The following is a 26,471-nucleotide window of genomic DNA, read 5'->3' as shown; positions in this document are numbered from 1 at the left end:
GGATGGATCGAAGAAACACGAAAAAAGCAGGGCAACCACAGGCGAGCGGTTCGCGAGCAGCCGCTAAGCCGGCTCTCAGTCAGAAGGGGAGAAGAAGATTCGGTCGTGCGCCGTTCGAAAATTCGGACCGGAAACCTGATCGTCGCTCGCGTCTTCGGGACTTTCGTCAGCCGGCAAGTCATTCTTGCAGTCTGATCCTATCGGCGCGAAATGACCCTCGTCAATAGAATTCGCCTGCATTTGCCTGTTCATTACCCAAATTTGACGTAATCGTCTCTTGCCCGCCGGTCAACACTCCCCTAGCGGCGGTTGATTGCCGTCGTTTGTTGCTTCCTTCCATGTTTTTTCACCTACGACATCGGCCCGTTTGGCAGGCCTAAAGTTCACCCATCTGGCCACTGGCCATTGCTACCCTGACGCCGCAGGTCAGGCTGCAAACAGCCGGCGTATTCGCCGGATCCCGTTGGGGACGCCTCCTGGGAATCGCGTCCAAACGGCTCGGCAACTACAATTGGCCGGTATCGATCCAACCGACGTCCAACGCAAAGCGACCTGCATGCAGCCCAAAGTAAAGATCATTGACCTCTTTGAATGCGGCTCGATTCCGGCCGCCGAAGCGGCCCATCGCCTGTTGCTGCTGGTCAACGAAGAAGATGTCGCCGAACTGCTGTCCGATCTTCCCTCGGCCGTTCGTGAAAAGATCATGACGATGCCGCCCGAGTACCGCCGAGTGCTGCTGGGCGCCCATACGACGATCATCGGCCCCGAAGAGTTCGACCTGCTGGGACATCTCCCGTCTGAAAAAACGCCGACGGCCGAACAGATCGCTCTCGCCAAACTGCGGCTTGAGGACGAAAGCTAAACCCGGAGCGGCGATATTTCTTTGTCGCCGGCACAGTGCAATTCTCCAACTTTCGCAGCAATCGATCGACTACCAATCGCAGAGCGCGAAGTAGTTGCTAGGGAGCGAGGCGAGCCACTCACGAGCGGCCTCTTCCTCCAAGCAAACCTGGCCTCGCAACCCCCGGTTCTTGGCGACTGCTTCCACAAAATCAAGCCGCTGTCGCAATTGCGGATGCATCGGGTAGCAGGGAACGTAAGCGATCGCGACTCCGCGAAACGCTTCGGCCGCCGCTTCGCCGGAGACATGCGACTCCAACACCGAGAGGGGACGCCCCGCGGTATCGTCCATCCATAAAACCCGTTCCCTTTGATGACGCTGCGCCACTTCACCGATCGCTTTGCACATCGCGATACTGTCTTGGTGCGATCGCCAGGGGCCGGTGGTCATCACCACCAACAGCTGATCTTCCAGCTCAAAATTAAATTGAATATCCATCTTCCTGCCTAAGACAACCAGCAAGTTCTTCCTCGGAACCGTCGGACCTGCGAAAGAGAGCAGAGCCGCAAATACGATCCACCAACACTCGATTACCCAACACGTTGTCGAGACAACCATAAGCGGGCCGCGGCCTGATCGGCGAACTGCCGGCTAAGTAAACCGCGGTTTTGCGCCACTTGCGTGATGAAGTTGATGGACTCTTCCATCTTGGCTTCACGCTTCGCCAACGAAACGTATCCCAAAACCAGCGATCCCAAAATCGCGGCGGCCCGTTCACCCAGGAAATGCGCTTCCAGCGTCGAAGGAGCGCTCCCAGTCACTTCGCTGAGATAGAGCACCTGATCTAGATTCTCGGCTTCCGCCTTTTCCAAGATTTGCTGAAGCGTCGCGAGCGAATCGGCCGGTTTCCGCCAAATGCCTGACACGTTGGCGATCAGAATTTGGTCTTCAATTGTAAAATCAACATGCGCCACCATCGTCCTCACCTCGCTTTCTACCTGAACAATATCATCCTTTTTTTCAGGCGGTCGAATTTTGCGGAGGGGCCGCAGTCAGGTCGACCGGAAGGCGAAAACTGAGCATTTTTCGCTTGCCTTGGACACCGCCAGAACGAGCAGGCGAACCGGTAGATGTCGAGAAATCCGAGCGTGTCGATTGGATCACAACTTTGTACGCAATCCGCCGATTGACCCGTCGTGCGAAGACATGCCATAGCGGTCGGCTTCCTTCCGTTCCTTCCAAGGAGTCGCGGTGACAAGGGTTTTCCGGCAACCGTAAACTTCCTCAACTCGATCCAACGCCAGCGATGATCGAGCCTAGGTAACAACGCTCGAACCGTGAACATGCTCCCCCCTAGAATTGTCCCGAAAGCGGAGCCTGGATGCCGACGAGAGCTTTACTGACGATTGGAAACCGAGCGTACTTGGAATGAAAAGTAACAAACAAAAACGAGCGCAATTGGAAGCGAAACGAGCCCGCAAAGCGCAGCGGGCCCGCTATGCGGCGATCTTTCGCGGCGATTCGAATTGTGCTGCGTTAAAAGGGTGGCGCTGGAGCAAAAAAGGGGATTTCGTTCCTTGCGACGCTTCGCAACTTGCACACACCGGCTTCTATGGCTCGCCGCCGCAGTTCGTGCTGATGGGATACCAAGACCAACTCATTCGTTGCATCGGTTGTGGAACCGAGGAAACCTGGACGGCGATGCAGCAAAAATGGTGGTACGAAGTTATGAAAGGATCGATCTACAGCCGCGCGGTGCGCTGCCGCGCCTGCCGTCGCCAACGCCGCACAATCCGGGCCGCAGCCAATGAATGTCGCTTAGCGGGGATCGAACGGAAGCGGCAAGCAAAGCGTTTGGCGCCGTCTTCGCAGCGACGAAAGCTGAAGCGGTCGTGAAGAAGCAGGATCCGCAAAAAGAAAATAGAAAAGCCGGCGGCAATTAGAGCCAGCGCGCCGGCTTTTCGTTTCTTTGATGGAAGCGTGAATTGTCACGGTTTCCAATTGTTGCCGAGATCAACGGCGTACTCGGTCTGTCCATCCACAATCTCAAAGGTCTGAGGAAGCGCGTGTCGGCTAGGTTGCCCTCCCCCTTTTCTGCCCGCTTTGTCGGCAGGCGTATACTCCAGCAAGCCGGAGTATTTGCCGATCGGCATCCAACCGATGTCAAACTTTCCATCGGGTTGGATAGGCACGCCAAACGATTCGCCGTTGCCGTGGAACCTCAACTGCAACGTCACCTTTTGACCCGGCTCGAACGAAACCGGCTGATCGCCAGCGACAAGTTGACCGTCAAAGTTATCGACGGTGGGACCTTCAAATTCATAAGCAGGCTGACAACCGCACGTAAGCAGGACCGCCAGCAACAGCAAATAGGCGTATCGCATCATATTCTCACTGAGTGGACGTAATGAGGTGGGAGTCCGCTTCCTACCAATCGGCCAAAGCAAATGCCGGTCTGGCAGGTCATCGCACTAGAGAGATGGATTCACTTCTCCACCGTTGGGGGTCAGCAAAGGGCACAGCAACAAATAGTTTGTACCATTGCGAATGCTGCTGACGCTGCCATCGGCCATGCAAAACGGCGTCGCCGGATAGGGACTTCCCCATCGATTGGGCGTATCGAGACCCGGCTTATCCGCGACCACTTCCATGGTGAAATGGAACCAGCTGTTGTTGCCGCTATTGACGAAATATTTTTGCCCCGGATAGTAGTGCACGTAGAGCGTCGAACCGCTGGACGCCGTCTGCCCTGCCCACCAAAGCTGCGTGGGATCAAGCCCACGCATATTGCCATAGTCGCTGCACCCGGCCGCAGTGATCGGAGAATCGTTTTTCGCGCGCGTCGTGCCGTTACTCATCGTGAACGTGCCGGCTCCGCGCGAATCATAGGTTTCGGTCGCCATCGCTTTCGTACCGACGAGAATTGTATTAGCCGTTCCATCTTTGATATCGGTCAGCTTTCTGCGATAGGTGGTCCACGGGGCTGATTGGTTCCAACCAGGGTTTTGCGTAAGTCCGCCGCTGCCGTTATCGACGGCGTTCATGGCGCTGCCGATGACCATCGCGTTCGCCGCATAGTCAGAAACGGGCCCTATTTTTGCGGTGTTATCGGCCCATTCATTGGTTGAACCTGACACATAGGTATGCTCAGCGATGCCGCTTCCACCGCGACCTGGATCCATATAGGCCGTGATGGCGACGTCATCTCTCCAGTTCTCATAGAGCGCCGACTGTTCTAAAAATGGCAAAACCTTATACGCCCAGGAGCAACCCAGTGAAACATTCGGCTGCGGCTTCACGAACTCCCAGGCGCCGGTCCATTTCCAAGCCGAGTAGTTCCACGATCCGTTGTCGGGAAGTTGGCCAAACGTGTCGTGAAAATTGTGCATCGCCAGACCAATCTGCTTTAGATTGTTGGTCGATTGCATCCGTCGAGCCGCTTGCCGAGCTTGCTGAACCGCTGGCAACAAGAGCCCGATCAAGACGCCGATAATCGCGATTACGACCAGAAGTTCGACCAGAGTAAAGCCGCGAATGGGTTTCGATCTCATAATGCACCTTGAAATGTTTTTTTACTGAATAAACAAGGTTTTCCTGCGAACGAAACTAGCAGCCTCTAAACAGCCTGTAAACCTTTTTTAGGAAAATAGAATCACCCTAAAGACTGCTGAACCCCTTTGCGGAGATATTCGGCGAGGCCATTTGGGGGAGATACGGTAACGAGATCAAATAGGCCCAACTTTAGCAGCCCCGATGCCGCCGGTTCTCGCTTGCAATCGGCAGATGAGAGACGCGAAACGCCGTCAGCTCAGCTTTGAAAAGATGGTAGATGATGTTGATGCCGCCATGCGCATTGCTCTGAGGCCAACGAAACGTCTGAGGTTTGTCGTGACTCCCCCTATCTTTCCTTACGATTTAGCCGGCTATTTTTTGCTCTTGCGACGCACCCCCTTAGAAGAAGCAAGCGAACCAGCGTCTGCCTGCGAATTAGGCGTGAATGGAGATGAAGTACGCAGCAATCGCCGATTATGGCCCCGAAGAAAGGGGCGCTCTGCGGAGAAATGGCGCCGCTTAAACCGACAAATCGCGGAATACCGATGATGGGGGTCGCATCTGCCCAAAAGATATGCAACCAGGGCGCCCGACTCGTTGACACCTCCTCCTAAGCTGTTTAATATTCGAATGTTGTCGATTTTTCTAGCTATTCCCTGCTGCGCAATTCCGAGGCACATTTGGCACGCGTCAGTCCTTCACAGAGCGGGGTCTTTCAAACCGAATCGGACCAGCGCGTCGAGCGTTTCACCGAAAGCGTCAGCTTCGACCGCCGTCTCTATGCAGTGGACATATCGGGCTCCATCGCGCATGCCCAGATGCTAGCGGATGTCGGCGTACTAACGCCGGATGAAGCGAGCCAAATCGAGACGACCTTGCTGGCGATTAAAGCCGAAATCGACGCCGGCGAGTTCGAGTTCCAACAGGCGCTCGAAGACGTCCATATGAATATCGAGAAGCAGTTGGTCGACCGACTGGGTGATGTTGGTCGAAAATTGCACACCGGGCGGAGTCGAAATGACCAGATCGCGACCGATACGCGACTTTGGGTCCGTGAAGCGATTGACGCGATCGACGCTCGCCTGAAAAACTTGCAGGTCGCCTTTGTCGGCCGGTGCGACGCTGACGCTGAAACCGTGCTGCCCGCTTACACGCATCTGCAGCGCGCCCAGCCGGTGCTCGCACCCCATTATTGGTTGGCTTATGTCGAGAAGTTGGCTCGTGATCGTGCGCGGCTCGCCGACTGCCGCCGTCGGGTCAATATCTGCAGTCTGGGAACCGCCGCGTTGGCCGGAACGACCCTGCCGATCGATCGGCACAATGTGGCCTTGAAACTTGGCTTTACCGATGTCGCTCGGAATAGTCTGGACGTTTCGAGTGATCGCGACTATCTGCTGGAGTTCGCGTTTTGCTTGACGTTGATCGCCGAACATCTCAGCACCTGGGCGGACGAATGGGTCCTGTGGTCGACGGTCGAGTTCAACTTTATCAAGCTGCCGCAGCAATTTTGCACCGGCTCTTCCATCATGCCGCAAAAGATCAATCCCGACGTCTGCGAACTGGTTCGCGGTAAGACGGCCCGCGTGATTGGCAATCTGCAGTCGCTGTTGGTGCTGGTGAAGGGTTTGCCGCTCGCCTACAACCGCGACCTGCAAGAAGACAAAGAGCCGCTATTCGATTCGTTCGATACGGTCTCGGCCTGCTTGGAACTCGCGGCGCCGATTGTCGCTGGCGCCGAGTTGAAGGTCGACTCGATCCGCTCGCGTCTCGATCGAGGCTTCCTCGACGCGACGACGCTGATGGAGCATCTGATCAAGCTGGGTACGCCGCAGCGAACCGCTCATCACCAGATCGGCGCGTTGGTCAAACAGGCGATGGAACAAAACTGCCGCTTGGCCGATCTGCCGCTAGAAACGTACCAGGCGTTAAATTCGTCACTCGACGAGAGCGTTTACGAGGTGCTGGGCGTCGATAAGGCGGTCGCCGCTTTTCAAAGTTATGGATCAACCGCTCCCAGCGAAGTGAAGAAACAGGTCAGTTATTGGAAAGAGCAATTAAACTTGGACTAGTCCCCCGGCACGGATGCGCGACGTTGGTACTCCCGATGATGGAAAGCGGTTATTCCTTTAGCCCCGCCGCGTGCTCATAATGCGATCACTTGTTACTACTTGCTGGATCTTGCTGGCTGCCGCCGGCACCGTCGCTGCTCAAGCGCCCGGTGAAGCTGCCGCTCCTGCTCCGGTCGACTCTCCGGCCGTCGCGGCGCTTCGCGAAGCGAATCCGACGACTCCGCTAGAACTGGTGGAAACCGCTGGCCTGATGGTCGATCTGGGCCGCGTCGATCTAGCGCTCGAGTATCTGAACAAATTGCTCAGCGACAAGCCAAGCGACAACGACTTGGTCAAGTTGCAAGCCAAGCTCGGCAGCGGGCCGCTGATTCGCTTGCAAACGCTTCCCGAACTGCAACCTGCCGGAACGGACGTCGCAAAGTTGGTCTTCGCCGCGGTCGAAAAACTGACGCGCAACCCGGCCTTCCTGCAAGAACAAGTCGATGCGCTTGCGTCGAGCGATGACGCAGCTGTTCGTCGCGCCAGCATCGCGCTGCGCGGCGCCGGCGCCGCCGCGATCGAACCGCTGTTGTTGGCCTACGCGAAAAAGGATAATCCAGCGACGCGCAACGCCGCTCTCAAAATCATTTTGCAACTGGGACAAGATGCCGAAGCGCCGTTGTGGGGCGCGCTCGATAGCAACGATCCCCAAATTAAAGCTGCTGCTCTATCAGCGCTGGGCGCGCTCCGTTCGACCCGCTCGCTCGACGTGATCGTCGGCCCGGCGGTCGCTGTTGACGCAACTCCCGAAGTTCGCCGCGCCGCGTCCCAAGCCGTGGTCGACATTGTCGGCGAGCCGGCGTCGACCGGCGATGTTGAAAAGTTTTTGACCAAGCGAATCGAACGCTATCTCGCAGGCGAACCGGTCTTTGCCGGCGGCCCCTATGCCGAGCTTGATGTTTGGACCTGGAGCGACGCCGCGCCGCATCTGACCAAAAAGACCTTGAGCATGGCCGACGCTTCGACCGTTTGGACAGCTCGACTAGCGCGTGACCTGGCGGCGATTGATCCGCAAAATGCGCAGAACGCTCGCTTACGAATGCTGACGGCGCTGCAAAGCGTGATCGCACTGGATGGTCCCCATGCCGAAATCAAGGGAACCCCGGCCGACGCCGCCGCTCAAAAACTGGGAGCGGCCAGTGTTGAAGAGGCGCTTGACTACGCGCTGACGCATCCGCGTATGACAATGGCCGCGATCGCCGCGTGCCGTTGGCTGGGAGAACAAGGAGATCTGGCGGCGCTTGCTCCGCGTAACGGCCAACCGAGCCCGTTGGCGGCCGCATTGTCGCATGGCAATTATCGGGTGAAAGCCGCCGCCGCCGACGCCGTGTTGGCCCTGAATCCCACTTCGCCCTACGCCGGTTCCAGCGCCCTGATCGAAGCGCTGTTGTCTTTCGCCAAAACGTCCGGCGAACGGATCGCCGTAATCGCCGACCCCGATTCGACGCGCGCCCAGGAGCTGGCCGGACGCTTGACCGAACTGGGCTATATCGTCCTCTCGCGTCGTGGTCGCCGCGATTTTTTTGACGCCGCCTACTCGACTCCAGATGTGGAATTGATCTTTGTCAGCGACGCGGTCGATCGCCCCGGCGCCTTGGAGATGGTGCAAATCCTGCATCACGATCGACGGACGGCGAACACGCCGGTCGGCGTCATTCCATGGATCGAAGATTACAGTCGCTGGCAAGTTCGTCTTGCGGACGATCCTTACGCGCTCGCGCTGATTCGGGCGCATGACGTGGAAGGTCTGACCGGCCAGATTCAACAAATGTACGCTCGCCAAGGGCGACTGCTGGTCGACGCGAGCGAACGAGAAGCCCGCGGTGATCGGGCGCTGGAGTCGCTCGCCGCGTTGGCCGCGGATCCGTCGTACAAGTTCTACGACCTTATTTTGTACGAAGCGGAAATTGCAGAATTGATTCGCGATCCCGCTTCGATGGAAGCCGCCGCAGCGCTGCTGGCGAACCTGGCGACGCCAGCCGCTCAGTTGGCGCTGGTCGAAACGGCGAGCGAAGTGGTTCGTCCAATTATGGAACGTCAGTTGTGCGCGAAAGCGTTTGCCGACGCCGTAAAGCGCAAGGGATTGCAGCTGACGCGTGAGCAGATTCTACGACAGTACGACCGCTACAACGCCAGCGAAATCTATGATCGCGAGACGCAACAAGTTTTAGCGAGCTTGCTCGATTCGATGGAAGCTTCCGCCAAGGGAGTTCGCCTGGACCAACCCGGCCTCGTGCAGCCCGTAATGGAAGAGGTCGAAAAGTAGGTTATGTACAGCGATTGGTCAGACGCACCGCGCTCGCTGGCGACTTTAGGCTACGAGTCCCCGATACCCGGATTGATTGGTTCCAGCCAAGCGATGATGGAGGTCTACAACCTCACTCGTCGTGTCGCGGGAAGCAACGCATCGGTGCTTTTGCTGGGCGAGACCGGCGTTGGTAAAGAAATGATCGCTTCGGCGGTCCATCGACTCAGTCAGCGTGCGGCGGGCCCCTTCGTGAAAGTCAATTGCGGCGCTTTGAGCGAAAGCCTGCTCGAAAGCGAATTATTCGGACACATGCGAGGAGCGTTTACCGGAGCGGTCACTAACCGCACGGGGCGATTTGAAGCGGCTCACGGCGGTTCGATCTTCCTTGACGAAATCAACTCTACATCGCTCCACCTGCAGGTCAAACTATTGCGCGTGCTGCAAGAACGAGAGTTTGAACGGGTCGGTGATACGCAGACGATTCGGGTCGACACGCGAGTTGTCGCGGCGTCAAATCGCGACTTAATGGACGAAGTCGAAGCAGAACGTTTTCGCGAAGACTTGTATTGGCGTCTCAATGTGGTGCCGATTCGCATTCCCCCGCTCCGCGAACGTCGCGAAGACATCCCGGAACTGGTCGCCCACTTCCTGAACGTCTATAGCGAAGCGAACGAACGACACGTCGTGCATATCCAACGTGATGCGATGGACGCAATGCAAGACCATGACTGGCCCGGCAACGTCCGCGAACTGCAAAACTATGTAGAACGCGCGGTCGTGTTGGCCGAATCGGATGAGCTGACGGTCGACCTGTTGCCGCCTGAAATGCGGAGCGGATCGAAACGGCCGGCGCTCGGCATGTCAGCGCAAGCGCTCGATCTCGAAACGTTGACGCAAGAAGTGGTGCAGCAAGGTTTGAGCGAAGCGGACCCCAACGCCGAAGATTTGCATAGCCGCGTCGTCAACCGAGTCGAGAAGGAACTGATCGCCCAAGTGATGCAATCCTGCAGCGGGGTGCAAACCAAAGCGGCGACCCGCTTGGGGATTAATCGGAATACTCTGCACAAAAAGCTGAAAGAATACGATCTCGACTCTTAATCACTGGCTTTGGTCCAATCGTACTGCGCACGAGTGACCTAGGATTCCTTGTCGATCGTACTCCCCTGTGACTTGGCTTTTGTGACTTATGTCTTCCCTTGACCTCGACGACGGACCGCTGCAGTCGCTGCGACCGTTGCAAATGGAACGCTGGCTCGATGCCTGTACGGCGCATCGCCAACTGACGATTCTTGTCGCGAGTTGCTTTTGCATCGTCATCGGCGGCTTGGATCTGTTTCTCGAAAACGAAGTTCCCATTTCCGGGCTTTGCCTACCGTTTGTCGTGGCCGTCTGCTGGGTCGCTAGTCTGCAAACGGCGATGGTCTTGTCGTTGTTTTGCGCGATGGCCTGGATTATCGACGACACGTTCTTCCTACATTCCGCTTCACCAGGAATCACGCTCAAGGAAGCTTGGTTGACGGCGGTGCATGCCTGCTTCTTTTTGGCGATCGTTTCGGTGATTTGGCGGCTTCGCTGCGCCTATGAGCGCGAACGGGCCTTCGCCCGCATTGATGCGCTGACCGGTCTGTTGAACACCGCCGCGTTTAATGACACGGCGGAACGCGAAGCGGCTCGCTGTCGTCGCACCAGTTCGCCGCTAACGGTGGCGTTTATCGACTGCGACAATTTCAAGCAGGTCAATGATACGCTCGGACATCGCACCGGCGATCGCTTGCTGAAAGCGATCGCCAGGACGCTCTGCCACAGCGTTCGCGAGATGGACGCCGTGGCGCGACTCGGAGGAGACGAGTTCGCGTTGCTCTTGCCTGAAGCGAGCAAAGAGAAAGCGGAAATCGTCATCGAGCGCGTGCGGACGCATCTCAACAAAGCGATGGCGGCCGAAAATTGGCCTGTCACCTTCAGCATCGGCGTCGCAGTCTATCACAATCCAGAAATTGACGCCGATGCGCTGCTGCATGGCGCCGACCAATTGATGTACGACGTCAAACGCAACGCCAAAGATGGCGTCGCGTTTCAGGTTAGCTAAACGTTCTAATCGCCTAGAGCGCAATATCGTACTGCGTCTCTCCCTCATGCTCGATCGTTACGCTCAACCCGCTGGTGGTCCGCTCGCTGTATTTTGGTGGTATTTTAACGCTCATCGGCGGCGGCGGATTAACGGCCAGAGCGTGCGCGTCCGTTTCTTCGACGACGGTTTTTCCGATGGATACTTGGTACGCCTGCCCAAGATCGACGAACGGAAATTCGACAGAGTAATTGCCTTCCGGTCCTATATTCGCATAGGCGGACTCGCCTGTTTGGGGAGATGTAAAATGAACGCTACCTTGCCCAAGCGGTTGCCCGCCGAGAGTCACCACCCCTTGGATGACGGCGCTTGGCCGTTCTTTCTCGCCACCGCAGCCCCCAAGCAGACCGGCGGAAATCACAACGATCCAGATGGTAAAAAATCGAAGCATAGCTATAGTCCTGATAAGTACACGCGATGAATATCCGTATGCCGAACGGGTCAGAAGAAAGAGATTAATACTCGTTGAGCACTTGGCCATCATCTCGCACGCTCAATTGCTGGATCGTGCTAAGACTGATGGTGTTTGGCACGAACCGCACCGAACCGTCGACCAGCACCACTTGCACGCCGCCGGGATGAAAAGATGTGAGCGGAGTATTGAAATCCCACTCGGCGTTCGCTTCGGCGCCAACCGATGTTGGATTTGGGCTGTGGTAGACAGCCGTCAGTCCATTCCCATATTTGTGCAAACCAGCCGTTCCAGCTCGCCAATCGGCGACGCTGCCGGTTTGCGCACAACCGCCCCACCCGGTGTGATAATTGGCCATTTTTCGCGTGCTTGCGTTCGCATTGCTGTTGCCCGATTGCTCCGACACCAGAATCGTGTTTGATGTTCCGTCGACTACATCCTGCAGGCCGCTGGTTTTGCCGATCAGCAAAGTTCCGTTGTCAGTAGCGTACGCATCGTACTGCGTTTTGTAAGAAGTGGTCGTCCGTCCCGCCGGATCGGGATAGGCGCCCATGATTCCCACGTAATGATGCCCCTGCGTTACGGCGCCGATCGATCCCAGCTGAGTATTGTAAGCGTACAGCGGGTCGATGGCGCTCGAAGGACAAACATAGCCGTCAATCACCAGCCCGAACAACTGCCGCGTATCGCTGCCATAGGCGGTAATATCGGTCTGCGAGCCTCCGCCGACATACGTATTCAAGTCGTAGCCGGAAGCTCGATCGAGATCATAGACGACTGTTTGCTCCATAAACGGCAACAGCGCCCAGCGCCAGCTGGTCCCGGCTTTGGTGATATAGTAGCGTGCGCCAAACGGCAACGAACGATGCGTATCGTGATAGTTATGCGTCGCTAAGCCGAGCTGCTTTAAATTGTTACTGCAGCTCATCCGCCGCGCCGCTTCGCGCGCCTGTTGCACCGCCGGCAACAGCAGCGCTATCAACACGCCGATAATCGCGATGACAACCAAGAGTTCGACAAGCGTAAAGCCGCGACGTCGGTCGCGAAGGAAAACGAAATTCGCGTTCATGAGAATAGCCTCTTAGAAAAGTAGAGATACGAATGACAAGAGACGCATTGCGTGGAGAGATGAGAAACAGCTTCGACGTGCTTCAAATCAAGTGCTCCGTTAGGAGCCTTTCAGTTCGATATCAAACGAGTGCACGCCGGGCTGGTCGATCGTCAGCGATAACCCGCTGGTTGTCCGCTCGGCGTACTTGGCTGGAATTTTGACCGTCATCGGCGCCGGCGGATTTGCGGCCAGCGCCATCGCATCGGTCTCGTCGACAATGGTTTGACCGACGGCGATAAGGTAATCTTCGCCCAAATCAACTTCCGGCATCTCAACCGAGTATCGCCCTCCGGCTTCTAGGTTGGCGTAAGCCGTTTCCCCTGTTTTCGTGGAGGTAAAGCGAACGCTTCCCTCCTCTAACGGCTTTCCGTTGAGCGTCACGGTTCCCTGCAAAATGGCGCTGGGGCGAGCATCGCTCGTCCCGCATCCCCACAGCAGCCCAATCGCCGATATCCCCAGCGACCATAAACAAAGTTGACGGATAAACATCGGATTTCGTCCTTCGAGAAATAGGTAGATTGGTTACTCGTGCACTGTTAAAGAAGCGAAAGCGGCGACCGGAACTAGAATTCTTCCAGCACTTGACCGTCATCACGCGTACTTAATTGCTGCAGCGTCGTAACGTGAATCGCGTCCGGAATAAACCGGGCGGATCCGTCAACCTTCACTACCTGAATCCCGCCGGGATGAAAGGACGTCAGCGGCGTATTGTAGTCCCATTCGGCGTTCGCCTCGGGACCGGTGCTCGAGGGATTGGGAGAATGGAAAACCGACGTCAAACCATTTCCATACTTGTGCTGCGCCGCGGCGCCGGCGCGCCAAGTCGCTACCGAACCGGTTGTCGAAGAACCGCCCCAGCCGGTGACATAGTTCGCCATACGGCGAACAGTGACGTTCGCTTTGGCGTTGCCTGACTGCTCTGACACGACGATCGTATTCGATGTTCCGTCGACGACATCCCGCATCGCTTTGCTCTCGTCGATCGTTAAAACGCCGTTATCGCTGGGGTAGCTTTCGTACTGCGTTTTGTAAAACGTCGTATCGCGACCGGCCGGATCGGGATAGGCGCCCATGATGCCGACGTAATGGGGCCCTTGCGTTGTCGCGCCGATCGAGATCAAGCCCGCGGTCGACCCATACTGCGGATCGATCGAACTGGAGGGACAGACGTAGGCGTTGACCGTGACGCCAAACACCTGTTGGGCATAGCTGTTGAAAGAAGACATCGACGGCGACGCCGCCGAGTCATAGATGCCCAAGTTGTAATTAGAGGCCTTGTCCAGATCGTACAACGCTTGTTGCTCTAGAAACGGCAATAGCGACCACCGCCAACTGGTGCCGACCTTGCTGACGGTGTACCGAGCGCCGATCGGAAACTTTAGATGGGTATCGTGATAGTTATGCAGCGCCAAGCCAAGCTGTTTCAAGTTGTTACTGCAACTCATCCGCCGCGCCGCTTCACGCGCTTGCTGCACTGCCGGCAACAGCAAAGCGATCAGCACGCCGATAATCGCAATGACTACCAGCAGTTCAACCAGGGTAAAGCCGCGATGTCGGTCGCGGCATGGGGAGATTTGTGCATTCATCGGAATCAACCTTTACGAAAGATAGAAATAATTGCTTCGATCTCTTCTGAATTGAAATTCCGCCTCCGCCTGTCCTCATCTTCGCCTGTCTTGTTCCTCCGCTGCTTGCCTGATCTTGAATCGTGCTGTTTGTTACTTTCTTCTCTAGCGCCGGTTACGGCGCCGCATCGCTCTGCAGATATGCGAACAAATCGCGAATCTGCGTCGCCGTCATTTCTCCCAACAAGCGGTCCGGCATCAGCGACTTGTCGACCGCTAAGGGGCCCGCTTCGATCTCGTCACGCGGGATCACCAGCTTGGGGTTCTCAGCGTTTTGCAAAGTGATCGTGTTGTCGTCCTGCTCACGCACAAAGCCGGAGAGGACGCGGCCATCGACCAGCAGCACGCGAAAGTTGGTGTATTCTTCCCGAATCGCGGCGCTCGGATCGACGATCGAGAGCAGCATGTAGTCGAGGTTCTTCCGTTCGTATCCGGTCAGATCGGGGCCGATCGCCGCTCCGTCGCCATGCAGTTTGTGACAAGTCGCACACTGCTTTTTGAAGAGCGCGGCCCCGTGGGCAGCGTCTCCCGCGCCTGTTCGCAAGATGGTCGCGGTCTGTTCCATCTGTTGGGCCAACTCATCCGGAGTCGCGCGCGTCGCTCCCCAGAGCTTAGCGATCCGCTCGTTCAACGACTCATCGCCGTGCAGTTTCAGATTCTCAACCAGATCGACCGCGACCGCCGAGCGGGGAATCTTTTCCTGCTCGATTGCGTCGATCAAATGATGGGCTGATGCGGCTCGGCCGGCGGCCAGATCGATGATCGCCGCACGCACAGGCTCTTTCTCTTTCGCATATCGGTCCACGAGCGCTGCGGCGATTTCCGGCGAATCAAACTGTCGCAATCCACCGATCGCCGCCATGCGAACCTGGGCCGAAGCGGCGGTCATCGATGATCGCAACAGCGCGTCACGCGCTGCAGTAGAGCCAACCTGACCCAACAGCTGCGCTAACTTGATGCGTTGGTCGAGCTTCGCTGTTTCGTCTTCGATCAGCGCGATAGCGGCCGCTTCCGCTTTTTTTTGTCCGGCCCGCACCAACAGCGCCATCTGCTGCGGCGAATCGCCGCTGGCCGACGCGACGATTGCATCACGCAGTTGCGGCGGCATCCCTTCGATCTTGCGACCGGCGAACGCGGTGTCGATCGCAGTCAGCATTTCGCCGCGCAGCTGCGGCACATCGGTCTCGTTTAACAATTCGGCAAGCTCCAGCAGATGCGGCTCGGTCGGTTCGGCGGCCAAACGCTGCGCCAAACGAGGAAGCACGATGTCGCCGCCGATCTTGGTCACTTGCAACTTTTTGACGATTTTCCCGGCGGCAAATGAGGAGTCATTCGCGTGCGCTTCGATCGCCCACCAGGTTAGCAGCGGAATGTGCGGGTCGTCGGCCAAGTCATCGCGCGTCGCGAGTCGCGTCGCCGTTTCATAGCCGATCACGCCGGGAATTCGTTTCGCCGTCGAGGCCAGCTGGCTGCAAACTTCAACATTCGTCTCTTGCTCAGCCATTCGATACAGGTCATCGGCGAAGGTTTCGGCCAACTCAGGCGTCAACAGCCGCACGCCCCAGACGCGGACATAAGGATCCGCATGTCGCAGCGCGATCGCCGCCGCCTGCTGGTCGTACTGTTTCAAGCCATGAATCGCCCAGAGATATTCGAGCGCCAATTGCCCTGTCGTCTGCGGCAGCTTTTCGATCAGACGCGCCGCAGCGCTGGCGTCCCCATGTTCGTAGATCATCCGCTGCGTCAGTTGGCGAAGCAGCTTGTTGGGGCTCTTTAGGGTTTCGATCAACTCGGCCGTCGAAAGTTTTCGCAAGTCGAACAGCTTTTGCTGCGGATATTTGTTGGGCTGCAGCCGCCAGATTCGACCCCGAGTTCGATTCCAAGTATCGCGGGGATCAACGTGCGTCAGCCGCGTGTCGCACCAGTCGGCGATATAGACGCAGCCATCTGGTCCCACTTTGATATCGACCGGGCGAAACCAGACGTCGTCGGTCTCGATCGCTTTCAGTTCATCTTCCGTTTTCCAGGTTGATCCGTCAGGCGACATTTTAGAAACCGCGACATAGTTGTGCAGCGGCACCGGCGCGATCAGGCGACCGGAGTAGCGCGGCGGCAATGCATCGCTTTCGTACTTCACCAGCGTATGGCTGAATCGTTCCGCGGCGGCGTGTCCCATCTGGCTGAAGAAACCGTAAGCGTGCGGATTGGTCAGCGCGCCATGCTTGCCCCAGGACTTGGAGTAGTAGCCTCCTTGAACGTAATGAAAGCCCCGGGTGTTGCCGCCGTTGTGCCCCGAGTAGACGCGGCCTTGGGCGTCAAACTCAACCGCGAAGGTGTTGCCGCCTCCTTCGGCGAAGACTTCAAACTGATTCTTCTCGGGATGATAGCGCCAAATTGCTTGTCCCTTGAAATGGACCGGCGGCTGCGGCGCAATCCGCGGCAACGTCACGCTGGCCCAGCAAGTGCTCCCTTGGGCGCCATAGAGCCAGCCGTCAGGGCCCCAGGTCAAACTGTTGGCGACGGCGTGAGTGTCGGCCATCCCGAACCCAGCCAGGTGAACCTCGGGATCGCCATCCGGCACGTCGTCTTGATCGGCATCCGGATAGAAGAGGAGATACGGCGGGTTCATCACCCAAACGCCGCCGCGGCCCGGCAAGGCGCTGGTGACGATATTCAAACCGTCCACAAACGTCTTCTGTTTATCGAACATGCCGTCGCCGTCGGTGTCTTCATGAATCGTAATCTTGTCGGCGCCGCGATCATGATTTGGCGGCGCTGGGGGAACCTTGTCGAAGACGGCGCGTAGATGTTCGTCATACTTGACCACCTTCAAACCGGCCGGAAAGGGATATTGCAGGTACTGCACGACCCACATACGGCCGCGCTCGTCAAAGTTGACGCAAACCGGCTGGCGAACTTCCGGCTCGGCGAGGACCACTTTGACCGTTACATCATCTGGCGTGACGAACTTCTGTTCGGCCTCGGCAGGCTCGAGCGCCGGAATCGAGAAATCGCCGGTCGCGCCACGGCCGGCAAAGTTACGGATATGCTCGCGGACCGCCTCATTCTCGGCCGCTTGCAGCGAGCGTTGTTTCTTCTCGCTATCGGCCGGAGGTTCTTCCGCGACGACCCAAGAAAACGAACCGCCCAACAAGGCGATCAGCAGCAGAAAGAAGCAGCAGGCGGGAGATTTTGGCATGGCGGTCACAAGGCAAGATTGAGAACACGTGACAGTTTTCGCTTCTCCGCAGTATACGGGAGCGAAATTTAGATGTCACGAGAAATCTTTTCCTGTTGCGCTGGCCCTATTACGGCACAAGAGCCGCACAAAACCGATGATTACGGCGCAAGTTCCAGGCGAAATTGCGCGCCCTGCTCGACCGCCGCTTCCAGACAAGCCTTCATCTCGGTCAGTTCTTCCACCACATGCTCGCACTGATCCAACTGATCGGCGAAGTCCGGCTCTTCGGCAATTGCATCGAGGATCGCGACCATCGTCTTCAATCCTTCGACCGGCGAATACCATTCGTCCCAAGGGCCCAGCGCCGCTTCCAGATCATCTTCGTCGCCGTCAAAGTCTTCCGGAATCGGGCGATCGTCGCCAAACGAACTAAAGCGGGCGACTTCGATCGTTTCGGCGATCGCGTCCAAGGTTTCAAACTGGTCGAACAACAGCTTCCCTTCGGCCTCAAACTGGACGCCGTTCAATTGGGGATTGAATACGGGAAAAACCGACATGCCCATCGCACGATCCTTTATCGCAAACGTGACGACCATCGCATCGGCCCAGCCGCGCCAGGCATTCTTGAAGAGAAACTTTGGGTCGCACGTCCCCTTTAATATAGTTGGTAATCGGCGATTTGGTTAGGGAACGTGGGAAACGACGGCTTCCTGCCGCCGTACCGATCGTTTCTCGATGTAGCCACCAATTTGTTTGCGATCGTTCCATACAATTCTCGGCATCGATATTCGCCAATTCCGGCAGACTATTTTCAGAAATCGTCGACGAAACGCTTTTCCTTCTTCGGAGCAATGCCATAGACTAGGACTAGCAGTCCCGTCTTTCCGCTACTCCACCCCTATTTGGATTTTGGCGATGAGCGACAGACTACAAGCGAGGCTCTCGACCGCCGGAGCCGCCGTTATCTTCCTGATGCTGCTGGCGTTCGTTTACGTCGGTTCGTTCGTCTATCTCTCGTGCTACGGCTATGACGAGCCGTTTGTGTGGTCTCAACAAGGCTACTACTTCGCCGAACCAATCACTACTGCAGGCGGAGAGCGGCACTTAGTGCTCAGCAGTTTCTATTGGCCGCTGATCGAACTGGATGCGAATTGGATTACGGGACGCCGGCCAGGTTTTACCCTGACGCAACTTTGTTCGTGTCCTGAAGAACACGGGGGTTCGCTGTAGGCGTTTGCGTGATGACCAACTCCCGGCCGATTCGATCTTACCTGCGTGATGGACTGATCGTTCTCGTGTTGGGCCTGGTAGTCGCCTACTTGGGATCCTTCCTCTATCTCTCACGCGTCGGCATGCGAAAAGCAGAAGAGTTTGGCATGGACGGGTACTATTTCACCGATCCGGCTTGGACGAAAGAGCGACAGCAGATAGGGAAATCGCTCTGCATGCTTTACTGGCCTTTGATCGAGATTGACGCGCGACTTGTCTCTGGCATGCGTGCACGCGTCGTGCAACCGGTTCCCATGATTCATGACATGCAGTTCATGCCGCCTGGCAATTACCCCCGGCTCGAACGCCCTCATATTCCGCCCGATCAGTAGGACTGATGGTAAGCAGACTTGCAGAAAGAAACTCGAATCAAGAAGATTTTCTAAAATTACGCCGGTTCGCGATGAATCGTGGTTAAAAAAAATGGATTCGTCCCTTGCCGCGAACCTGGTTCTCCTTATTTGCATCTAAGCGAATACGTCGCACTTCGCCTCCAAGCCAACCAGGAATGTCGATGGGTAAGATCTACGAAACGATCGATGATCGCGTATCACAATTTATCGCCCGCCAAAAGCTGTTCTTTGTCGCTACGGCGCCGCTAGCGGCGGACGGGTTGATCAATCTTTCTCCGAAGGGGCTCGATTCGTTTCGAATCTTGGATGAGAAAACGGTCGCCTATCTTGATCTGACCGGCAGCGGCGTTGAGACGATCGCCCACGCCAAAGAGAACGGCCGCATCACGGTCATGTTTTGCGCTTTTGACGGGCCGCCCAATATCTTACGGCTGTATGGTCAGGCTGAAGTATTGGAGCCCGATCACGCCGACTTCGCTTCACTACGCGAACTCTTCCCGCACATGCCCGGCACGCGTTCGATCATCCGAGTGCATGTGCGGCGGATCGCCGACACCTGCGGTTATGCGGTGCCGAAGTATGAATTTGTAGAGGATCGTACGCAGTTGATTGACTACAGCGTTGCGAAAGGGCCCGATGGGATGGTCGAGTATCGCCGTCAAAAGAACACGACCAGCCTCGACGGCTTGCCGGGTCTCGACAACTTTGATGGCGAAGCGGCGATCAATTAGCGCCGGACAGCACTAACCGTTGGCGCCGCCGGTGGGCACATCGCCGGCTTGCTCTTCTTCGGATTCTCGATCGTCCTGGGCATCTTGTCGCCGAGCGATCATTCGCTCGCGCGTCCGTTCGATCAGCTTGAGGATCGTCGCCTGAGCCGTCTCGTCGGCAAAGTTCTCTCGCGACGCTCGATCGATCATCTGCAACTGATCTTCGATCGCTTCCTTATCCTCTTCACGGCGAACGCGAGCGGCGATCGTCGACAGCGCTTCCATCAGACGCAACGTCGCCGCTTCGCTGTCGGCGCCGCTTTGACGAATCTGATTGAAGGCGGCGCCCAACACTTCGGCGAATGAGCAGGGCCGCGCGATCACACGCAACTTGTCGTCGCTGTCATAACGGTAGGCGGAAGGAATCTCACTCAGCGCTAAGCGGCAAAGCGCGGCGCCCAGTCGATCAATGCTGTTCATCGCGGTAAAGGAGTCATTGATCCCCGGCGATAAAGCGCGGATGGCGACCTGCACTAATTCATGCACGGCACAGTTTACATCTTGCCTCGGCGTTCGATTCGTTCCTACGATCAGCGTCTCTCGAATCGCACGCAACAAGTCATCGTCAACCTTGTCCGGCGGCCCCACGTCAGCGATCGCGTCGCCGGTCGTGATAAAATCACCGGGGCGTTTCCGCAATTCTATGATCACGTCTTTCGACTTCGCGGCATGCAGCAGCGCTGATACGTCGATCCCCTGCAGGTATCCTTCGGCCGTCGTATCGACCGCGGCGCAGTCTTGATGAAATTGCTCCATTTCGGCATCGCTCGGCTCTCCGTCCGCTGGGCGAGCTTGGCCGATTCGCTCGGGATAGAGTCGTTCGATCGAGGCGTTCAAGTCATAGCCAAGCGCCTCGACGATTCGCGGCGCCTGGATCTCGCTGGCGACTTCGTGCACGAAGTAAATCAAAATCATCAAACAGGCGATCGCCATGATGATCGCCGCGTTGACCGAAAGAACCGGCACATAGTCATCACGATCCTGCAACGTGCGCAAGACAAGAAAGCAATAGACGCTGGTCGCCAACAACGACCCCATCGCGACCTGGGCGGTGTTGTCCTCCATGCGACTGCGCAGGACGCGCGAACCATATTGTCCCGACGCGATCGACAGCGTCACCATATTGAGCGAAAAGACAACGCCGGCGACGGTGACCATCGAACCGGCAATCGTCGATAAGACCGAACGCGACCCAGCAGTGGTCGTCTGCAGCCAGATCGATTCGTATTTAGAAAAGTCAACGGTCAGATCCAGCATCGGCAACGTGAAGCCGAACATGATCCCGACCGCCAAAAACAGGCTCGGCACAAACCAAAAACTGGCCCGCGATTGATCCCACAGCGATGTCAGTCGCGTTTCCATAAAATGATCTTATTGGCTCAGGAAAAGTGGGGTCAGAAAATTAGCGGCCGCCTCCCACTTATCGGCCGCCGCGTGAAAATCAACCTGCATCGCTCGCTTGGTCTGCGGCGTCTCGACTTGCGCCGGCGCATTGACTTTGGTATTTAGCGGGATCTGGGCGCTCGGCCCCGCCGCCAACGCCGTTTCGACCGCTGGTTGCAGCAAATAGTCGACCAGCTGCTGAGCTTTTTCGGGATGCGGACAATCTCGTAAGATCGCCAACGTGTTCGGTATGTAAAGCGTTCCCAACTCCCCTACCCCTTGATCGGGATAGACGATCGCCACCGGCGAACCACTGCGCAGTTCTCCCATCGCATCGTCGGTGTCGGTTAGACCAAACGCAATTTGTCCATTGCCAACGGCAACGGCGACTTGCTTATTGCCGGGAAACATCCGCGCGTTCTCTTTCAGCTGCGTGAAAAAGGCCTTCGCTTCGGCGTCGTTCCAAACCGAAAAGAGGACCGCCGCGTGCGTCGCGGTTGTTCCGAACAGCGGCTTGGCGAAACCGCACTTCCCCTGCCACTTTGGATCGACCAGGTCACGAATCGAATCAGGACGTTCTCCCTCGTTCAATAGGTCGGTATTCACGAGTAGTACTCGAGCTCGACTAGCGAAGCCGTGCCAGGTTCCGTCGGGAGCACGAAACTCGGCCGGAAAATCAGCGGCGTTCGCAGGCACATACGCTTGCAGCAAACCCGCCTTCTCTAGCCGAAGAGTATTTAGAACTTCGTTGTTCCAAAAAACATCACAGCGAGGACGCTCTTGCTCGGCCATCAGCGCCGCCGTCAGGCCGACCGTCTTGTTCGCTTCGGTATCATACTTAGCGGCGATGTGAACGCCTGTCGCTGCTTCGAAGGCGAGAAAATGGGGCTCCGAGAATTCACGGTCCAGCGCGACGTAAACCACCGCTTCGTTGTCTGATCCAAACCGACAGCCGACAAGCAATATCGCCAGCGCCGCCCAGCCGACAAAGCTTACCGCGCTTCCTGCGATGGGGGTGAAGATCGTCCCCCGCTCTCCGCTTTCCGCTTTCCGCTTTTCTCGGCTCATCTCGTAACTCTCTCCGCTTCCACCGCCGCAAACGATCTTCTACGCATTCCCCACACCAACAGCGACACCACGCTGCTGGCCGACAGTGCGGACAAAATCTCATTCTGGTCGGCCATGAGCAGAATCGAATTGCGGCCCAATAAAACCAACACGCCGATCATCACGAGCACGATGGCCTGCACCACGATCCACAGACTTGCGTTCCGCCGCTCGTACTGCGGGGGCGCCTGGAGAGCTTGCCAGTCGAGAATCGCGACCCGCAAGTGTCCTGCCGAAACAACGAGCTGAAAAATAACGGCCACCCCCCACGCAAAGACCCCTGCCGCCGACAAATGCTGCAGATTTTGCGGAAAATCGGGCCAATCGAGTCCGCAGATGAGGGCGCCAATGAGCGAAATCCCCCCTGCGACCGCATGCGACCAGGGACGACGAACGACAGAATCGGAGAGAGCGGACATCGTCTCTGGCATTATTCCTGCGGGCAAAAGAGTTTCGGTCTAGAATAGCAAGAATGAATGACAATTTCTGCCGGGCCCAATCCGCCAGGCCCTGGATACTCCGATCGCCCAAGGATCACGCGATGCGATGGTTGCTGTTTGGCATGCTGCTATTAGTGCTCGGCTGCGGATCAAGCGAGCAACCGGCTGCCACGGCGCAAGTCGCACCGGCGCAGTCGCCCACCGCAGAAAAGCCTGTCGAAACGCCGAAGCCAACGGAGCCGGTGAAACGGGCGAAGATGGAGCCTGTGAAAAAAGAGGATGACGGCTCGGTCGCGGTGTTGAACCAGTTCATGAATAACGACGGCGCCGCCGAGCGCTTTCGCGCGGCGCCGACCGATCCGTATGTCGAATTCACCATTGATCCGGCAAAACTGGCCGCCAATGGTCTACGACAGTTGCAAGGGAAGCACCTAACCCTGGTGACCGACTTGCCCTCGTCGCCGGAAGTGGACGAATTGCCAGAAGTGTTTGACGCGGTGTTTCCTCTCTGGTGCGACTACTTCCAAATCGATCCCGCAAAGTACGCCGATTGGCGCGTGAAGGCTTGCTTGATGTCGCGCGAAGCGCCGTTTATTGCGGCCGAACTCGTCCCGGCCAATTTACCCAAATTTTTGCACGGCTATTCGCGCGGCGATGCGTTCTGGCTACGCGATCAACCGAGCTCCCAATATCGACGACATCTGCTGCTGCACGAGGGAACGCACGCGCTGATGGAACGCATGTTCGGCGGCGGAGGGCCACCCTGGTACTCAGAAGGGATTGCAGAGTATTTCGGCACCCACTATTGGCGCGACGGCAAGCTGACAGTCGGCGTTATTCCGGCTTCCAAAGAAGAGATGCCGATGTGGGGACGGATTAAAATCATCCGCGATGACTTCGCAGCGAGCCAGGGGAAAACGCTAGACGACGTGATGAACTATCCGGCCGACGCTCACTTGCAAAACAACCCTTACGGCTGGTGCTGGGGCGCGGTGAACTATTTAGAAAACGATCCGCGCACGCATGATCAGTTCCGCAAGCTGCAGGAATATGTCCGGCTCGGCTATGACATGAACCGCCGGTTCAAAGAATCGCTCGGCGACCAATGGCCGCTGATCGACGAAGGTTGGCAGATGTTTGTCGCCAACGCCGACTATGGCTATGACTTTCCTCGCAACCAAATTGTCTACGCGCCCGGCAAGCCCTTGTCTGGAGACACTGCGACGGCGTTCATTCAGTCCAATCGCGGTTGGCAATCGACCGGTATTCTGCTGGAAGTTGGCAAAACTTACGAGATCGTCGCCCAAGGGCGATACCTGCTGAAACAAAACCCGGAGTGGCCCAGCGAACCGAACGGGATCACGCTCCACTATTTCAACGGTCGGCCGCTAGGAGAGTTGCTGTGCGGGCTCCGCCCTGACGACTGGAACGGCCCCGCCGCTTCGCCGCTGACGATGTACGAGACCGTCGGCAATCACCGCACGTTGACCCCACCGCTGACGGCGACGTTGTACATGAAAGTGAACGATAATCCGGGTCAACTGGCGGATAATATCGGAGAGGTCGAAATCCACGTACGCGAGCAATCGAAGTAACGTTGGATTTGCCTTCGCCGCCAGTTTCCCTATGCTTCGAATAGGGAGAGCATTGATGAATTATGGGATCGCACTGATCGGTTCGCTGCTGTTCGCCTTACCGGCGATCGCGCAAGAGTTGCCTCGTGATACCGCTCCATCGACTCCGGCGCTGCGACGGTTGTCTTCACGCGAACGGTACTTATATGGTTCACTTTATAGTGGCGTGACGCGGCGCCCTGCGATCGATCAATACCTGCTCGATCAAGGTCTCGACTCGGCCGGCAAACTGCCGATCTTGCCTTATCGTCGCAGTGCGGACGCCACGTTCCCCAACGGCTTCCCGTTGCCTTCCCAAACGCTGCGCGGATACACGCAACCAAAGCTCGGTCTAGAGCGTTACTATCGCTCGACGCGTCCCCTGCCCCGCTTAACGGCGACCGAGCGGGCCGAATCGCGTCTCTACCGCGGACCCTCGCGTCCCGGCATGATCGCTCCGAAGGCCGAAGCCAATCGTTCAATCCCCAGCTGGAGGCGCGATGGGAAGTAATTCTGCCCCCCTTTTTCTGGAGACGGCGCGCCAAGAAACAAAAAACGCCGACCTAGTGGCCGGCGATTTAGTATCGCGTGATTGCTGAAGCTTAGCCGTCGATGCCGGCCCAATAGCCGCCGCGCGAGTGCTCGAACATCACTTCGATGCCGGGGCGCGAGACGTCGAACTCCCCTTCGCGATAGACTTCTTTCCCGCAAACCCAGGTACGCACCGGCCAGCCGGTTACTTCGCGACCTTCAAACGGGGTCCACCGGCACTTGGTCTGCATGTGCGGTCCACGAATCGCCATCGTCTTGTTCATGTCGACCAAGACCAGGTCGGCGTCATAGCCCACTTCGATGCGGCCTTTTTCCATGATGTCCCAGACCAGCGCCGGGCCTTCGCACATCCAGTGAACCACATCTTCCAGCGTGCATTTTTCTTTCGCAACCAGATCCAACATTAGCGGCAACGACGTTTCGACGCCGGGAACGCCGGACGGGCTATCCGGATAACGCTGGCACTTGTCTTCGTAACGATGCGGCGCGTGGTCGGTCGCGACAATCTGAATTTGATCGTCCAACAGCGCTTGCAACAGAGCCGCGTTATCCGCCGCCGATTTGAGGGCCGGGTTCATCTGGGCTAGCGTTCCCAGATTCATATAGTCTGATTCGTTCAGCAGCAGGTGATGCGGCGTCACTTCGGCGGTCACCAGGTCGGCGTGGTCTTCAAACTCGGCCAAAGCCAACGCCGACGACATATGACAAAGATGGAGCCGGTGCTTGTACTCTTTCGCCAGCGCGACCGCTTTGCGAACCGCCGACGCTTCGGCCTCTGGAGTGCGAATCCGCGAGTGATCGACCACATTGCGGGTCAGCCCGAACTCTTCAAAGTTCTTCGTGATGATGTTTTCGTCTTCGGCATGGACGGCGATCGGCAACTTCGTCTCGGCGAAGATCGCTTCCAGCATCGCCGGATCTTTCAAGAAGAGATCGCCGGTGGTGCTTCCCATGTAGATCTTGATGCCGGGAGTCCGCTTCGCCTTTTTCAACTCGCCGATGTTGTCGAGCGTAGCGCCGATGAAAAAGCCGTAATTGACGATGCTCTTGACCGAAGCCAGCGTCAGCTTTTCTTCCAGCAGCTTTTGCGAAACCGTGCCCGGACTGGTGTTGGGCATGTCCAGAATGGTCGTCACGCCCCCTTTGGCCGCCGCCATGCTGCCGGTGCGCAGGTCTTCTTTATCGGTGCCGCCGGGATCGCGCATGTGAACATGGGCGTCGATCACGCCCGGCAGCAGATGCATGCCGTAGGCGTAGACGGTTTCATCCGCTTCGACCGTTTCGGCCGGATCGATCTCAACGATGGTCGCCCCATCCAACAAGACCGACGTTTTCGACGGACCATCGGGAAGCATCACAGTGGCGTTCTTAATCAGCGTTTTCATGCTATTTCCTCAGGCCGCAAAGGGCCGCGGGCGTTCCAATCACTTCGGCGACGACAAGACAGTCGCGGCGCCAGAGACGGAGAAAGATTCGAGATAACAGGCCGCACTCAAGCGGCTGACCGAGCCCCAAGGCGGCTCGCGATGACCTGTCGGGCAATCCCGAAGGCCGGGATCGCCGCCAAGATACAGGCGACGTCGGTCTAGCGTAAGTCGTTAATGTACCGTGAATTCGGAATGGTTAAAAGCCGGCAGGAAAGGATCAAAGATAGTTGAATTGGGTAAAGTGTTCGGGTAGTATCGGAGCCGGCCCAATGGGGGTGGTCCTCCACCACCCATGTTAATCGCGACTTTACGCATTTCCGCCAAGCCCGGCTGCCCTGCCTTTCCTGACAACGC

General features: G+C 57.2%; 25 protein-coding genes. 11 read left to right on the top strand and 14 right to left on the bottom strand.

The genetic code is table 11. The annotated features are described in order from the left end of the window. Positions 1-463: 463 nt before the first annotated feature. Positions 464-862: a hypothetical protein gene (locus M4951_RS00780; protein ID WP_262024579.1), complete on the top strand. Its 399-nt coding sequence runs from the start codon at positions 464-466 to the stop codon at positions 860-862. A 69-nt stretch (positions 863-931) separates the two neighbouring features. On the opposite strand, the gene M4951_RS00775 is transcribed toward M4951_RS00780, so the two are convergent. Both M4951_RS00775 and M4951_RS00770 read right to left on the bottom strand, forming a co-directional pair. Next, the gene (locus tag M4951_RS00775; protein ID WP_262024578.1) at positions 932-1,339 is read right to left on the bottom strand and encodes a hypothetical protein; all 408 of its coding nucleotides are present in this window, start codon (positions 1,337-1,339) and stop codon (positions 932-934) included. Between the two features lie 92 nt (positions 1,340-1,431). Continuing rightward, positions 1,432-1,818: a hypothetical protein gene (locus M4951_RS00770; protein ID WP_262024577.1), complete on the bottom strand. Its 387-nt coding sequence runs from the start codon at positions 1,816-1,818 to the stop codon at positions 1,432-1,434. Positions 1,819-2,269: 451 nt separating this feature from the next. On the opposite strand from M4951_RS00770, the gene M4951_RS00765 reads away from it, so the two are divergent. Next, positions 2,270-2,737, top strand: a complete 468-nt coding sequence (locus M4951_RS00765; RefSeq protein WP_262024576.1) for a zinc-ribbon domain-containing protein — start codon at positions 2,270-2,272, stop codon at positions 2,735-2,737. 92 nt (positions 2,738-2,829) lie between these two features. On the opposite strand, the gene M4951_RS00760 is transcribed toward M4951_RS00765, so the two are convergent. Both M4951_RS00760 and M4951_RS00755 read right to left on the bottom strand, forming a co-directional pair. Next, a complete protein-coding gene (locus M4951_RS00760) occupies positions 2,830-3,228 on the bottom strand; it encodes a hypothetical protein (RefSeq protein ID WP_262024575.1) in 399 nt (132 codons plus the stop codon). A gap of 84 nt (positions 3,229-3,312) precedes the next feature. Beyond that, positions 3,313-4,392: a DUF1559 domain-containing protein gene (locus M4951_RS00755; protein ID WP_262024574.1), complete on the bottom strand. Its 1,080-nt coding sequence runs from the start codon at positions 4,390-4,392 to the stop codon at positions 3,313-3,315. 681 nt (positions 4,393-5,073) lie between these two features. On the opposite strand from M4951_RS00755, the gene argH reads away from it, so the two are divergent. The 4 genes from argH (at position 5,074) to M4951_RS00735 (ending at position 10,835) form a co-directional block, all read left to right on the top strand. Next, complete coding sequence (argH, locus tag M4951_RS00750; protein WP_262024573.1) at positions 5,074-6,462, top strand: argininosuccinate lyase; 1,389 nt, start codon at positions 5,074-5,076, stop codon at positions 6,460-6,462. A gap of 79 nt (positions 6,463-6,541) precedes the next feature. Continuing rightward, positions 6,542-8,767 (top strand): hypothetical protein, encoded by a 2,226-nt coding sequence (locus tag M4951_RS00745; RefSeq protein ID WP_262024572.1) that lies wholly within the window; start codon positions 6,542-6,544, stop codon positions 8,765-8,767. Positions 8,768-8,860: 93 nt separating this feature from the next. Continuing rightward, positions 8,861-9,847: a sigma-54 interaction domain-containing protein gene (locus M4951_RS00740; protein ID WP_410050449.1), complete on the top strand. Its 987-nt coding sequence runs from the start codon at positions 8,861-8,863 to the stop codon at positions 9,845-9,847. 88 nt (positions 9,848-9,935) lie between these two features. Continuing rightward, positions 9,936-10,835, top strand: coding sequence for a GGDEF domain-containing protein (locus tag M4951_RS00735; RefSeq protein ID WP_262024570.1), 900 nt, complete (start codon positions 9,936-9,938; stop codon positions 10,833-10,835). Between the two features lie 13 nt (positions 10,836-10,848). Here the strand turns inward: M4951_RS00735 and M4951_RS00730 are convergent, their stop codons facing one another. From M4951_RS00730 to M4951_RS00705, 6 genes are all read right to left on the bottom strand, one after another. Continuing rightward, positions 10,849-11,265 (bottom strand): hypothetical protein, encoded by a 417-nt coding sequence (locus M4951_RS00730; protein ID WP_262024569.1) that lies wholly within the window; start codon positions 11,263-11,265, stop codon positions 10,849-10,851. Positions 11,266-11,329: 64 nt separating this feature from the next. After that, positions 11,330-12,355 (bottom strand): DUF1559 domain-containing protein, encoded by a 1,026-nt coding sequence (locus tag M4951_RS00725; RefSeq protein WP_262024568.1) that lies wholly within the window; start codon positions 12,353-12,355, stop codon positions 11,330-11,332. Positions 12,356-12,454: 99 nt separating this feature from the next. After that, positions 12,455-12,886: a hypothetical protein gene (locus tag M4951_RS00720; RefSeq protein ID WP_262024567.1), complete on the bottom strand. Its 432-nt coding sequence runs from the start codon at positions 12,884-12,886 to the stop codon at positions 12,455-12,457. 74 nt (positions 12,887-12,960) lie between these two features. After that, positions 12,961-13,983, bottom strand: a complete 1,023-nt coding sequence (locus tag M4951_RS00715; RefSeq protein WP_262024566.1) for a DUF1559 domain-containing protein — start codon at positions 13,981-13,983, stop codon at positions 12,961-12,963. A 154-nt stretch (positions 13,984-14,137) separates the two neighbouring features. After that, the gene (locus M4951_RS00710; RefSeq protein ID WP_262024565.1) at positions 14,138-17,221 is read right to left on the bottom strand and encodes a PVC-type heme-binding CxxCH protein; all 3,084 of its coding nucleotides are present in this window, start codon (positions 17,219-17,221) and stop codon (positions 14,138-14,140) included. A 140-nt stretch (positions 17,222-17,361) separates the two neighbouring features. Next, positions 17,362-17,760 (bottom strand): hypothetical protein, encoded by a 399-nt coding sequence (locus tag M4951_RS00705; RefSeq protein WP_262024564.1) that lies wholly within the window; start codon positions 17,758-17,760, stop codon positions 17,362-17,364. 358 nt (positions 17,761-18,118) lie between these two features. Here M4951_RS00705 and M4951_RS00700 point away from each other — a divergent pair, with 358 nt between their 5' ends. From M4951_RS00700 to M4951_RS00690, 3 genes are all read left to right on the top strand, one after another. Continuing rightward, positions 18,119-18,433, top strand: coding sequence for a hypothetical protein (locus M4951_RS00700; protein WP_262024563.1), 315 nt, complete (start codon positions 18,119-18,121; stop codon positions 18,431-18,433). Between the two features lie 11 nt (positions 18,434-18,444). Beyond that, positions 18,445-18,804, top strand: a complete 360-nt coding sequence (locus tag M4951_RS00695; protein ID WP_262024562.1) for a hypothetical protein — start codon at positions 18,445-18,447, stop codon at positions 18,802-18,804. A 182-nt stretch (positions 18,805-18,986) separates the two neighbouring features. After that, positions 18,987-19,556: a pyridoxamine 5'-phosphate oxidase family protein gene (locus tag M4951_RS00690; RefSeq protein ID WP_262024561.1), complete on the top strand. Its 570-nt coding sequence runs from the start codon at positions 18,987-18,989 to the stop codon at positions 19,554-19,556. A 12-nt stretch (positions 19,557-19,568) separates the two neighbouring features. On the opposite strand, the gene M4951_RS00685 is transcribed toward M4951_RS00690, so the two are convergent. Genes M4951_RS00685 through M4951_RS00675 form a run of 3 tightly spaced genes read right to left on the bottom strand, consistent with a single transcriptional unit; the run spans position 19,569 to position 22,504 of the window. Beyond that, positions 19,569-20,957, bottom strand: coding sequence for a DUF2254 domain-containing protein (locus M4951_RS00685; protein ID WP_262024560.1), 1,389 nt, complete (start codon positions 20,955-20,957; stop codon positions 19,569-19,571). 9 nt (positions 20,958-20,966) lie between these two features. Beyond that, the gene (locus M4951_RS00680) at positions 20,967-22,046 is read right to left on the bottom strand and encodes an extracellular solute-binding protein (protein ID WP_262024559.1); all 1,080 of its coding nucleotides are present in this window, start codon (positions 22,044-22,046) and stop codon (positions 20,967-20,969) included. Next, the gene (locus tag M4951_RS00675; protein WP_262024558.1) at positions 22,043-22,504 is read right to left on the bottom strand and encodes a hypothetical protein; all 462 of its coding nucleotides are present in this window, start codon (positions 22,502-22,504) and stop codon (positions 22,043-22,045) included. Before M4951_RS00675 ends, M4951_RS00680 begins: the two co-directional genes overlap by 4 nt. Before the next feature lie 122 nt (positions 22,505-22,626). Here M4951_RS00675 and M4951_RS00670 point away from each other — a divergent pair, with 122 nt between their 5' ends. Together M4951_RS00670 and M4951_RS00665 are read left to right on the top strand one after the other, a co-directional pair. After that, positions 22,627-24,120: an SPOR domain-containing protein gene (locus tag M4951_RS00670; RefSeq protein WP_262024557.1), complete on the top strand. Its 1,494-nt coding sequence runs from the start codon at positions 22,627-22,629 to the stop codon at positions 24,118-24,120. Between the two features lie 55 nt (positions 24,121-24,175). Further along, positions 24,176-24,649 carry a hypothetical protein gene (locus M4951_RS00665; RefSeq protein WP_262024556.1) on the top strand — a complete coding sequence of 158 codons (474 nt, stop codon included), beginning with the start codon at positions 24,176-24,178 and terminating at the stop codon, positions 24,647-24,649. Between the two features lie 91 nt (positions 24,650-24,740). Here M4951_RS00665 and M4951_RS00660 read toward each other — a convergent pair whose 3' ends face one another. Then, entirely contained in the window at positions 24,741-26,075 is a 1,335-nt protein-coding gene (locus M4951_RS00660) for a dihydroorotase (RefSeq protein ID WP_262024555.1), read from the bottom strand. Positions 26,076-26,471 lie beyond the last annotated feature (396 nt).

The sequence above is a fragment of the Blastopirellula sp. J2-11 genome, assembly GCF_024584705.1.
Classification (GTDB): Bacteria; Planctomycetota; Planctomycetia; order Pirellulales; family Pirellulaceae; genus Blastopirellula.
The sequence above is the reverse complement of the archived record's forward strand: the minus strand, read 5'-3'. Positions and strand labels throughout refer to the sequence as shown.

Coding starts and splice junctions, on each gene's coding strand:
- M4951_RS00775 (WP_262024578.1), bottom strand. CDS start 1,339: ATGGATATTCAATTTAATTTTGAGCTGGAAGATCAGCTGTTGGTGGTG.
- M4951_RS00770 (WP_262024577.1), bottom strand. CDS start 1,818: ATGGTGGCGCATGTTGATTTTACAATTGAAGACCAAATTCTGATCGCC.
- M4951_RS00765 (WP_262024576.1), top strand. CDS start 2,270: ATGAAAAGTAACAAACAAAAACGAGCGCAATTGGAAGCGAAACGAGCC.
- M4951_RS00760 (WP_262024575.1), bottom strand. CDS start 3,228: ATGATGCGATACGCCTATTTGCTGTTGCTGGCGGTCCTGCTTACGTGC.
- M4951_RS00755 (WP_262024574.1), bottom strand. CDS start 4,392: ATGAGATCGAAACCCATTCGCGGCTTTACTCTGGTCGAACTTCTGGTC.
- M4951_RS00745 (WP_262024572.1), top strand. CDS start 6,542: ATGCGATCACTTGTTACTACTTGCTGGATCTTGCTGGCTGCCGCCGGC.
- M4951_RS00740 (WP_410050449.1), top strand. CDS start 8,861: ATGATGGAGGTCTACAACCTCACTCGTCGTGTCGCGGGAAGCAACGCA.
- M4951_RS00735 (WP_262024570.1), top strand. CDS start 9,936: ATGTCTTCCCTTGACCTCGACGACGGACCGCTGCAGTCGCTGCGACCG.
- M4951_RS00730 (WP_262024569.1), bottom strand. CDS start 11,265: ATGCTTCGATTTTTTACCATCTGGATCGTTGTGATTTCCGCCGGTCTG.
- M4951_RS00725 (WP_262024568.1), bottom strand. CDS start 12,355: ATGAACGCGAATTTCGTTTTCCTTCGCGACCGACGTCGCGGCTTTACG.
- M4951_RS00720 (WP_262024567.1), bottom strand. CDS start 12,886: ATGTTTATCCGTCAACTTTGTTTATGGTCGCTGGGGATATCGGCGATT.
- M4951_RS00715 (WP_262024566.1), bottom strand. CDS start 13,983: ATGAATGCACAAATCTCCCCATGCCGCGACCGACATCGCGGCTTTACC.
- M4951_RS00710 (WP_262024565.1), bottom strand. CDS start 17,221: ATGCCAAAATCTCCCGCCTGCTGCTTCTTTCTGCTGCTGATCGCCTTG.
- M4951_RS00705 (WP_262024564.1), bottom strand. CDS start 17,760: ATGTCGGTTTTTCCCGTATTCAATCCCCAATTGAACGGCGTCCAGTTT.
- M4951_RS00700 (WP_262024563.1), top strand. CDS start 18,119: ATGAGCGACAGACTACAAGCGAGGCTCTCGACCGCCGGAGCCGCCGTT.
- M4951_RS00695 (WP_262024562.1), top strand. CDS start 18,445: ATGACCAACTCCCGGCCGATTCGATCTTACCTGCGTGATGGACTGATC.
- M4951_RS00690 (WP_262024561.1), top strand. CDS start 18,987: ATGGGTAAGATCTACGAAACGATCGATGATCGCGTATCACAATTTATC.
- M4951_RS00685 (WP_262024560.1), bottom strand. CDS start 20,957: ATGGAAACGCGACTGACATCGCTGTGGGATCAATCGCGGGCCAGTTTT.
- M4951_RS00680 (WP_262024559.1), bottom strand. CDS start 22,046: ATGAGCCGAGAAAAGCGGAAAGCGGAAAGCGGAGAGCGGGGGACGATC.
- M4951_RS00675 (WP_262024558.1), bottom strand. CDS start 22,504: ATGTCCGCTCTCTCCGATTCTGTCGTTCGTCGTCCCTGGTCGCATGCG.
- M4951_RS00670 (WP_262024557.1), top strand. CDS start 22,627: ATGCGATGGTTGCTGTTTGGCATGCTGCTATTAGTGCTCGGCTGCGGA.
- M4951_RS00665 (WP_262024556.1), top strand. CDS start 24,176: ATGAATTATGGGATCGCACTGATCGGTTCGCTGCTGTTCGCCTTACCG.
- M4951_RS00660 (WP_262024555.1), bottom strand. CDS start 26,075: ATGAAAACGCTGATTAAGAACGCCACTGTGATGCTTCCCGATGGTCCG.